Raw genomic sequence first — 902 nt, 5'->3', positions numbered from 1 at the left:
GTCTGGTTAGTTGCGGAGGTGCGCCACTTGAAATCGTGAAGCAATATTTAGCTCAGCAGGAAGGATTTGATTAAAGCCACCACTTCGTGGTGGTGCGCCTTTCTCCACCACCTACAAACCCAATTGCTATTCAACTAGGTGGTACTGAACTTGAGCCTGAAGAATCACAAAGCTACACCTTTGGTGCGGTGTATACTATTGGCGATTTATTCTTAACGGTTGATTACTACAACATCCAAGTAGATGATCGTATTAGTCAGTCAGATAAAATTGAACTTAGCCAAGCAGATAAAGACACGCTTGAAGCTGCGGGCGTACCTAACGTACAAAACCTTGCGCAAGTTAGTTTCTTTACTAATGACTTTGACACTACTACACAAGGTGTTGATTTAGTTGCTAACTACTCAGCTGAATTGTTCAGTGGTAGCTCTACATTTAGCTTAGCGTACAACTGGAATGAAACAGAAGTAACACGCTCAAGTGATATAACTGGTGCATTTAAAGTAAGCCGTCTTGAAAATGACTTACCTAATCACCGTGCAACACTGAGCTGGGCACAACAATGGGAAAGCTTTTCAGCATTTTCTCGCCTTAACTACTTTGGCGAATACCAAGGCGTTCACGTAGATTATGATGAAACAGCTAAAATGGCTGACGCAGCAGTCACGTTAGATGTTGAAGTCACTTACTTCATGAATGACTCAATTAGCTTCTCATTAGGTGCACAAAACTTACTGGATCAAGAAGCAGAGAAACTTGATTTCACAGTGGCACCAAATAACAACTGGGGTGGTAAGTACTACGAAACATCTCCATACGGAATTAATGGTGGCTTTTTGAATCGCCCCGAGTTCATCGGAGACCAGTTTGTTTAAGTCAGGCCACTTTACCTGACTGCATTA

The 902-nt window shown here is 42.2% G+C and carries 1 pseudogene; it reads left to right on the top strand.

Annotation, left to right across the window (positions count from 1 at the left end):
- Positions 1-107: 107 nt before the first annotated feature.
- Positions 108-875: pseudogene (locus CWC14_RS17830) on the top strand (TonB-dependent receptor domain-containing protein); the annotation flags it as partial.
- Between the last annotated feature and the right edge of the window lie 27 nt (positions 876-902).

The sequence above is a fragment of the Pseudoalteromonas sp. S3260 genome (assembly GCF_005886925.1).
GTDB lineage: Bacteria > Pseudomonadota > Gammaproteobacteria > Enterobacterales > Alteromonadaceae > Pseudoalteromonas > Pseudoalteromonas tetraodonis.
Note: the sequence above shows the minus strand (reverse complement) of the source record. Positions and strands in the feature narration are given on the sequence as shown.